Source organism: Adlercreutzia muris, assembly GCF_008831045.1.
Classification (GTDB): domain Bacteria; phylum Actinomycetota; class Coriobacteriia; order Coriobacteriales; family Eggerthellaceae; genus Adlercreutzia; species Adlercreutzia muris.
This window is the reverse complement of record NZ_WAJS01000057.1, coordinates 1-7735: the sequence shown is the minus strand read 5'-3', so window position 1 is coordinate 7735 and position 7735 is coordinate 1. Positions and strand designations below refer to the sequence as shown.

Below are 7735 nucleotides of genomic sequence, written 5' to 3'. Positions count from 1 at the left end.
CGGCCTTCGCCAGGCCCGCCAGGACGGCGGCCATGTCCGGGGCGGTGGCGCCGTCCTGGCAGGTGGTCACGCCGTGCTCCAGGTATATGCGCTGCATGTCGCCGATCATGGCGTTGAAGTCCAGGCCCAGGCGCGGCGTGGTCACCGCGTAGAAGGGGTTCATGGCCGCCGGCTCCTCGGCGTAGCCGTCCAAGTCGCCGGTGCCGTCCATGCGCCCGTAGCGGCCGCCCTCCGGGTCGGGGGTGGCGGGCGTGATGCCGGCCAGCTCCAGCAGGCGGTCGTTGGCCACGCCCATGTGGTTCGACACGTGGGTGATGAGCACGGGGACGTCGGTGGACACGGCGTTCAGGACGGACTTGTCGGGGTGGCGCTGCTCGACCAGGTTGTTCTGGTCGTAGCCGTTGCCCATGATGACCCCGTCGGGCCCGATGCGGCGCTTGGCGGCGAACTCCCTCAGCGTCTCGGTGATCTCGGCGAAGGAGGTGCACTCGGACAGGTCGGCGTACAGGAGGTACTGCAGCGCGCCGGTGAAGTGGCTGTGCGGGTCGATGAGCCCGGGCAGTACCGCCGCGCCGCCCAGGTCCACCTCCTCGGCGCCCTCGGCGCGCTTGCGGGCCTCCTCCAGGGGGCCGACGAAGGCGATGCGGCCCTCGTCGTCGACGAGCAGGGCGTCGGCGGTATCGAACTCGTCGACCATGGTGACGAAGGTGGCGTTGGTGAAAAGCCGTTTCATGGTCTTCCTTTCAGTTGTCGGATGACGGGGTGCGCAGGGGGTGTGCGAGAGGGCTTCCCCCGATAGAAGAAGCGGGTGGGTGCGCGTCCCACCCGCTTCGGTCAAGGCCGGGGTATCGTCCGGTCAGTCAGAGGGCGGCCGGCCTACATCTCGCGGTCGACCACGGGCTCGAAGGGTTGCTCGCCGGCGGTCTCCTCGACGATGGTCTCCTCTTTGCCGTCCTCATCCTTCTTGAAGATGGTGATCCAGCGGGTGGACAGCAGGCCCAGCAAGATCAGCACGGCGGCCACCACGTAGGAGGTGATGGTGGACTGGATGCGGGCGTCGGAGTTCAACTGCACGAGCTCGGCACGCTGGGCATCGTCCATGGGGATGTCGGCGATGGTGGCCTCGAACTGGGCGTCGCCCATGAGCGAGATGTTGCGCTCGGCCACGGCCTGCTGCACCTCGGGGGTGATGACGGGGCTCTCGGCCATGGCGTTGTCGATGTTGGCGGTGATGCCGAACAGGAGCACCGCGCCGATGGCGGCCACGCCGATGGCCTGGCCCACGTTGCGCATGGTGGTCTGGATGCCGCCGGACTGGGAGGCGTCGCGCTCGTTCACGGCCAGGGCCACGATGTTGTTGGCCTGGGCGGACACGATACCGGCGCCGGCGCCGGCCACGGCCAGGCCGACCCACATGAGGCCGTTGACTTCAGAGCCGTGCAGCGAGAGGGCCATGGGGATGAAGGCGGCGGCCATCACGATGTAGCCGAGCTGGATGACGCGGCGCGGGTTGGCGTTCGGCATGAACTTCGGGATGCCGAGCGAGAAGATGAACGTGGGGATGCCCACGGCCAGCGCCATGACGCCCATGAGCACCGGCGACCAGCCGGCCACCAGCTGCAGGTAGGGCGAGAGCAGGATGGCCTGGACGCCCATGAAGAAGAAGGTGATGGCGCTCGCCACGAGGCCGGCGCGCACCTGGGGGGTCTTCAGGAAGGACTGGGGCAAAAGCGCGATCCCGTTCTTCTCCTCCACGCGCTTTTCCACCGGCACCAGGATGACCAGCAGGATCAGGCCGAGGGCGGCCATGGGCAGGGCCGGCGAGATGCCGAAGATGGTGAAGGGGCACTCAGCGAAGGGCTCGATGAGGCCCCAGGCGGAGATGCGGGACAGGCCCACGAGGAACAGGAACAGGCCCACGGCGGCGATGCCGGTGCCGAGCCCGTCGAACTTCAGCTTCTCAGCGGGCTTCTCGATGGCCGGCAGCTTGAAGGACAAGAGCAGCACCAGGGCGAAGTACACGGCCAGCACGCCGAAGGTGACGCGGAAGCCGCCGAACTGCATCACGATGCCCAGGATCAGCGGCAGGAAGGCCGACAGGCCCGAGGCGGCGCCGATGCAGCCGAAGGCCAGCACGCGGTTCTTGCCGTGGTAGATGAAGGGGATAAGGCCCAGCACCGAGGGGATCATGAAGCTGGCGCCGAAGCCGACGAGAATGCGGCCCCCCCAGATGAACACGGTCATGTTCGGCGACAGCGCCATGACCAGCTCGCCCGCGGCGCACAGAATGGCGCCCAGGCGGAAGTTAGTGCGCCAGCCGATGATGGTGCCCACCAGACCGCCCGCCACCATGAAGGCGCCGGCCATGAGCGAGTACACCATGTTCGCCAGCTGGATGTCGGGGGTGGTGGCGCCCAGCACGTCGACCAGCTGCTGGTTGGCGAGGCCGAGCGCGCCGTTGTCGCCCGAGGTTCCCATCTGCGCCAGAATCAGCACGATAATGGGCAGTACCAGGAACTTCTCGACACCTCCCTCGGGATGTGCCGCTTTTGTCTTCGCCATTGTTCCTCCTTAAAACTTGGATGGGATGCCTACACCGAAGAGGGTAGTCTCGCAAGGGCCCTCCGTAACTCGGCGGCGATCATTGTAGGGAGATTGCTCCCTTTCCGAATGGGAAACGTTTTCCGCAGCAACGGAAATGGTTTATGCGCAGAAAGGGAACACCGGTTCCTATAATGCTCCCCGTCACATCGCCGCGTCCCTGCGGGACCGGCTGCGCGGAGGAAGCCGCGGGCTCGTCGTAAAGCCCCGCTCCGCGCCGAGAGCATCGCAAGAAGAAAGGAACGCTCACCTATGGCAAAGTCCCCCAAGGCCCCCCTGTCCTTCACGTCCTACGCGCTGAACAAGTGCCTCATCGGCTATGGCGTGGTGAACGGCATCATCAACGCCGCCATCTTCGCCGGCCTGCACGCCGCCGCCGAGGGCGCCACCTTCGACATGGGCGCCGTCGTGTCCGATCTGTCCTTCACCGGTCTTCTGCTGGGCATGCTGCTGTTCGCCTGCGTGGTGCCGCTCACCCGCATGGACCTGCGCAAGAACGTCTTCAAGCTGCCGGCTGGCGGTGCGGGCGCCTTCCCGCTCGCGTCCGGCTCCTACGCCGTGTCTATCCTCGTGGTAGGCGCTCTGGCCTGCGTGTTCATGACCGGCATCGGCGCCCTGCTCTCCCTGGCGCTGCCCGCCGGCGGTGCCACGGTCACCGGCATGATGATCCTGAAGGGCCTCGTGTGTGCCTGCGGCGGCGCGGTGGCCGGCTACTTCACCATCAGCTTCGTGGTGCGCGGCCAGCAGAGGGCCGATGCCGTGGCCGAGGCCATGGCCGCCAAGACCGCCGAGATCAGCGCCTAAGGCACCGGCTGCATTGCGCCTGTTGCCGCCGGCGGCGCGGTCGGGCGGCTTTCCGGCGGTCGCACCGCTCAAAAGAGTCTTCGGAAAGAGAGAACCCGCGGGCAGTCCCCGCGGGTTCTCTCTTTTCCCGTCTCATGGGGCGCGGGCGAGATCACCTCCCGGCGGCCGTCTCCACGAGGTGGCGCGTGCCGATGAGGCTGAGGGCCATGACGGCGCCGAGCAGGCCGAAGGTAAGGCGCAGGGCGTCGGCCTGGGCTTGGCTGTGGATAGCGGCGAGTGCGGCGCCGTCGGCGGGGGCGGCTCCCCACGTCGCCGCCAGCTCGGCGAAGGCCTCGGGGCCCATGAGGGTGCTGCCCTGCTCGGCAGCGGTGCGCACCAGATCGCCGGCTATCGACGCCTCGGCGGCACCGCTTGCGAACAGCGTTGCCATGGCGAGCAGCAGGCAGGTGCCGCCCACGGCGGTGCCGAGGGCCAGGCCGATGTTGCGGGCGGCCCCCTGGATGCCCCCGGACTGCTCGGCATCGCGGCCGCGTACGGCCGAGGCCACGGCGTTGTTGGCCTGGGAGTTGACGGCCCCCACGCCGATGCCGCCCAGCATCGTGCCGGCGAACAGGGCAGCACCGACCGCCTCCTGCTCCACGCCGAGGGCCATGAGGAGGCAGGCGGCGACAATGGCGGCAAGGCCGATGCGGATGATGAGGCGCGACGAGAGGCGCGGTGCCAGCTTCGGCAGAAACGTCGCCAGGCAGAACATGGGGATGCCCGACAGCAGCGACAGCATGCCGCTTTGCATGGCGGAGAAGCCGGCCACGAGCATCAGGTAGGGAGTGATGAGGATTCCCTGGGCACCCATGAAGAAGAACGGCATCGCCACGGCGAGAAGTCCCGAGCGCACCGCCGGCGAGGCGAGGTAGGATCGCGGGATGAGGGCCCCGCCGGCTGCTTCGGCCGCCCGCTCGATGGGAACGAGAAGGGCGAGCAGCAACAGCCCTGCTGCCATGAGGGGCAGCGCCGGCGAGAGGCCCGCCACGGTGAAGGGGCAGCCGGCCATGGGGAAGACCACGCCCCAGGTGGACAGCCGCGAGGTGCCGAGCAGGAAGAGGGTGAGGCCCGCGGCGGCAACGGCCATGCCGGCGACGTCGAAGCGCTTGCGCCCCGCCTGCGGGGCACTTGCGGGCAGCAGCGCGGTTGTTCCCAGAACGAGGGCGAAATAGGCGGCCAGCACGGCGAAGGTGACGCGGAAGCCCGCGGCGTCCATGATGGCGCCTAAGACGATGGGGGAGAGGGTGGACAGGGCCGCCGCGCCGGCAATGGCCCCGAAGGCCACCGCGCGCCGCCTCCCCTCGTAGAGGGCCGCCACCAGTCCGAGCACCGAGGGGGTCACCAGACACGCCCCGACCCCCATGAGCGCCCGGCCGCCCCAGGTGAGCACTGCGATGTGAAAAGCGCAGGCTGCCACGACCTCGCCCAGGACGGCTAGGGCCAGCCCGATGCGCATGGTGCGCCGCAGCCCGATGGTAACGCCGATGAGGCCGCCGGCGATCATGAAGGCCCCGGCGATGAGGGAGAACACCGTGGTGGCCATCTGGATGTCGCCCAGGGTGGCGCCGAGCTCGGCGGTGAGGCTGCCCACGGCGATGTTCATGGCGGCGTTGTCGCTGGAGGTGCCGATCTGAGCCAAGACGAGCACGGCCAGGGGCGCCCAGCTCCCCGTGCCCGGCTCGCGCCCGCCGGCCCCCTCGCTGCGGCGGCGCGCGGTTGCGCGAGACGTTTCTGCGGCGGGGTTCGTGGACGTCATAGGGCCCTCCAAACTGATGGCGCGAACACGGGAAACTGAGGGGATTGTAGGTCTGTCCCGGTCGGCGGCGGGGCACATCTCTTGCCGCAGATGCGGTAAAAACAGTGGTACGCAGGGGGTTTGCCGTAACTGCGGCAATTTGTCTGGCCTCTGCGGCCCGTGCGGCCAAGGGGAATTCAGTACACTATTGCCGAGTGAATCGCTCAGCTTATTCCCGGGACCACGAGGGGGAGTCCATGAACGCCAGACAGGGATCGTTGCTCCGCGCGCTGCTCAACGAGGCCGAGTACAAGACCTGCGCCTGGTACGCCCATCTGCTCGGCTGCTCCGAGAAGACGGTGCGCACGGACGTGAAGGCCATCGACGGGTTCCTCCGCCACGAGGGCTTCGCGTCCTGTGTCTCACGGCGGCGAGGGTCGGGGCTGCGCCTCGTGCTGGCCGCCCATGAGGCGAACCGCCTCTCGCGTCTGCTCGACGAGAGCGAGGCTGCCATGCATCCGCGCTTCGAGCGCCTCTGCCGGGAGTTGGTGGTGCTCACCTGTACGCCGGGACCCCATACCGTGGAATCCCTCACGCGGGCGGTCTTCACGAACAAGCAGCAGATGCAGAGCGATCTGCACTGGTGGCAGCGGGTGCTCGTGGGCCGGGGGCTGGCGGTGCGCACCGGCCGGCGCATCGAGTTCGTCGGGGCCGAGTGGACTCAGCGGGGCTTTCTCATGTCGGTGCTGTTCTCCTTCCCGCCCCAGGCCGTGCGCCGCCGCATCGAGCCGCTGCTCTTGGACGCGGCCTCCGGCTGCGACCAGCGGTTCTTCGATCGCTGCATCGAGGAGGTCCAGGACAACCTCGGCTTCACCCTCTCCAGCAACGCCCGCTGGCAGCTCGGCGTCTACCTGCGCATCATGGTGGCGCGCATCCAAATGGGCCACGTCATCGCCGACCGGCCCCTTACCGGCGAGCTGTCCGGGTTCTTCGCGAGCCTGGGGAATCGCCTCTCGCGCCACTTCGGTATCGCGGTGAACGAGGCCGAGATGGGCCTGCTCCAAGATATGGCGAACTGCTGCACGTGGCAGTGGAGCGCCGAGCTTATGGAGCGCTACGAGCCCAACGACCGGGCCCGGGCCATGGCTGCCGACATCGCCGCCGCCTGCGAGGCCGCCTTCGGGGAGCCGGTGCCCGCCTCCCTCATTCGTCCGCTGGGCATTCTCGTGGAGAGCGGGTTGACCCGGCGCGCTTGCGGGCTGGTGGTGCAGAACCCCAACGAGCTGGCCGTGAAATACGATTCCATGGACGGCATGTGCCTGCTGTCCTCGGTGCTGTGCGAGGTGCCCGCGCTCGTGGAGGCACGGCTGCACACGTCGGACTACACGCGCTTGGTGCTGGTGCTGGTCGAGTACTTGGAGCGGGTGGGGAGCCTGCGGCACTACCGCGTGGGACTGGTGGTGAACAGCGGCATCGACTTGGCCCTGTGGGGCCGCTACCGCATTGAGAAGCTGTCGAGCCGCGTGCAGGTGGTGGACGTCATCGCCGAGAACGAGGTGCTCTCGGCCTGCGCGAGACCCTCCTCGCCCTTGCTCGATCGCTTCGACTTCCTCGTGTCCTTCGAGCCTCTGCCCGTGGATTTTCCCAGCGTGACCATATCGAGCCTCGTGGACGAGCGTGATTTGGAGCGCATCGTGGAGGCCATTCCCCTGTGGCGCCGCGGCCGCGAGGCGCAGGTGCCCTGCGAGCGGGTGCGCCTTACGGTGCCCGCGACCCCGAGCGCTCTGCTGCCGACGGTCCATCGCGATCTGGTCGCGAGCGGCGCGGTGTCCCTCGGCCTCGAGCGCTTCCGGTGGCTCGTGCGCACGTTGGGCTTCATTCGCGAGCGCAGCCTCGTGCTCGCCTGGTGCGGCGAGGGGGTCGAGCGCACCGCGGTGCACCTCTACGACTTGGACGGGGGGCCGCAGCTGGCGGGGAAGCGCTGCGCCCAGGTGGCGCTGCTGCTCGTGCATCCCGACGATCGAGGGGATCTGACGCCGCTGACGGAGCGCTTCAAGCGTCTCTTGGAGTCCCAGGGCGCCGATGGGGCGGAAGCGGCCGAGGACGATTTCTTCCCCGGCTTTCCCGAGCTGCGGGGCGCGTTCTAGGGAAGGAAACGGCCGGCCGCCCCTTCAGGGGAGCAGCCGGCCGCAGGAATGGGGCGGAGGGGTTCTTATGCCTCGTCGCGCCGGTAGATCACCGCGCCTTCCTTGATGGTGACGAGCACCTTGATCTCGCGGATCTCGCGCGGGTCCACGGCCAGCGGGTTGCGGTCGAGCACCACGAGGTCGGCCAGCTTGCCCGCCTCCAGGGTGCCCTTCAGGTCCTCCTCGCCGTACTGGTAGGCGCCGTTGAAGGTGATGGCGCGCATGGCCTGATACGGCGTCACCTTCTGGTCCTCGTCAAGCTGCGCGCCGGCCTTGGTGACGCGGTTCACGGCGCACCAGGCGGCCTCCAGCAGGTTCGGGCGCAGCACCGGCGTGTCGGTGTGCAGCGTGAAGGGCAGGCCCGCCC

At 68.6% G+C, this 7735-nt stretch carries 6 protein-coding genes; 2 read left to right on the top strand and 4 right to left on the bottom strand.

The genetic code is table 11. The annotated features are described in order from the left end of the window. Together F8D48_RS11095 and F8D48_RS11090 are read right to left on the bottom strand one after the other, a co-directional pair. A partial coding sequence (locus F8D48_RS11095) for an amidohydrolase family protein (RefSeq protein WP_151432069.1) occupies positions 1 to 733 on the bottom strand: 733 nt, incomplete at its 3' end. A gap of 143 nt (positions 734 to 876) precedes the next feature. Further along, complete coding sequence (locus tag F8D48_RS11090) at positions 877 to 2562, bottom strand: MFS transporter (RefSeq protein ID WP_151432067.1); 1686 nt, start codon at positions 2560 to 2562, stop codon at positions 877 to 879. Between the two features lie 291 nt (positions 2563 to 2853). Between F8D48_RS11090 and F8D48_RS11085 the strand changes: the two genes are divergently transcribed. After that, positions 2854 to 3405, top strand: a complete 552-nt coding sequence (locus F8D48_RS11085) for a hypothetical protein (protein WP_151432065.1) — start codon at positions 2854 to 2856, stop codon at positions 3403 to 3405. Positions 3406 to 3556: 151 nt separating this feature from the next. Here the strand turns inward: F8D48_RS11085 and F8D48_RS11080 are convergent, their stop codons facing one another. Further along, positions 3557 to 5203, bottom strand: coding sequence for an MFS transporter (locus F8D48_RS11080; RefSeq protein WP_170272811.1), 1647 nt, complete (start codon positions 5201 to 5203; stop codon positions 3557 to 3559). A gap of 236 nt (positions 5204 to 5439) precedes the next feature. Between F8D48_RS11080 and F8D48_RS11075 the strand changes: the two genes are divergently transcribed. After that, positions 5440 to 7329 (top strand): BglG family transcription antiterminator, encoded by a 1890-nt coding sequence (locus tag F8D48_RS11075; protein WP_151432061.1) that lies wholly within the window; start codon positions 5440 to 5442, stop codon positions 7327 to 7329. A gap of 65 nt (positions 7330 to 7394) precedes the next feature. Here the strand turns inward: F8D48_RS11075 and F8D48_RS11070 are convergent. After that, on the bottom strand, positions 7395 to 7735 hold a 341-nt coding region (locus F8D48_RS11070), incomplete at its 5' end, for an amidohydrolase family protein (RefSeq protein ID WP_151432059.1).

What these genes read in the sequence shown, in the direction of transcription:
- F8D48_RS11090 (WP_151432067.1), bottom strand. Translation starts at nt 2,562, where the DNA reads ATGGCGAAGACAAAAGCGGCACATCCCGAGGGAGGTGTCGAGAAGTTC.
- F8D48_RS11085 (WP_151432065.1), top strand. Translation starts at nt 2,854, where the DNA reads ATGGCAAAGTCCCCCAAGGCCCCCCTGTCCTTCACGTCCTACGCGCTG.
- F8D48_RS11080 (WP_170272811.1), bottom strand. Translation starts at nt 5,203, where the DNA reads ATGACGTCCACGAACCCCGCCGCAGAAACGTCTCGCGCAACCGCGCGC.
- F8D48_RS11075 (WP_151432061.1), top strand. Translation starts at nt 5,440, where the DNA reads ATGAACGCCAGACAGGGATCGTTGCTCCGCGCGCTGCTCAACGAGGCC.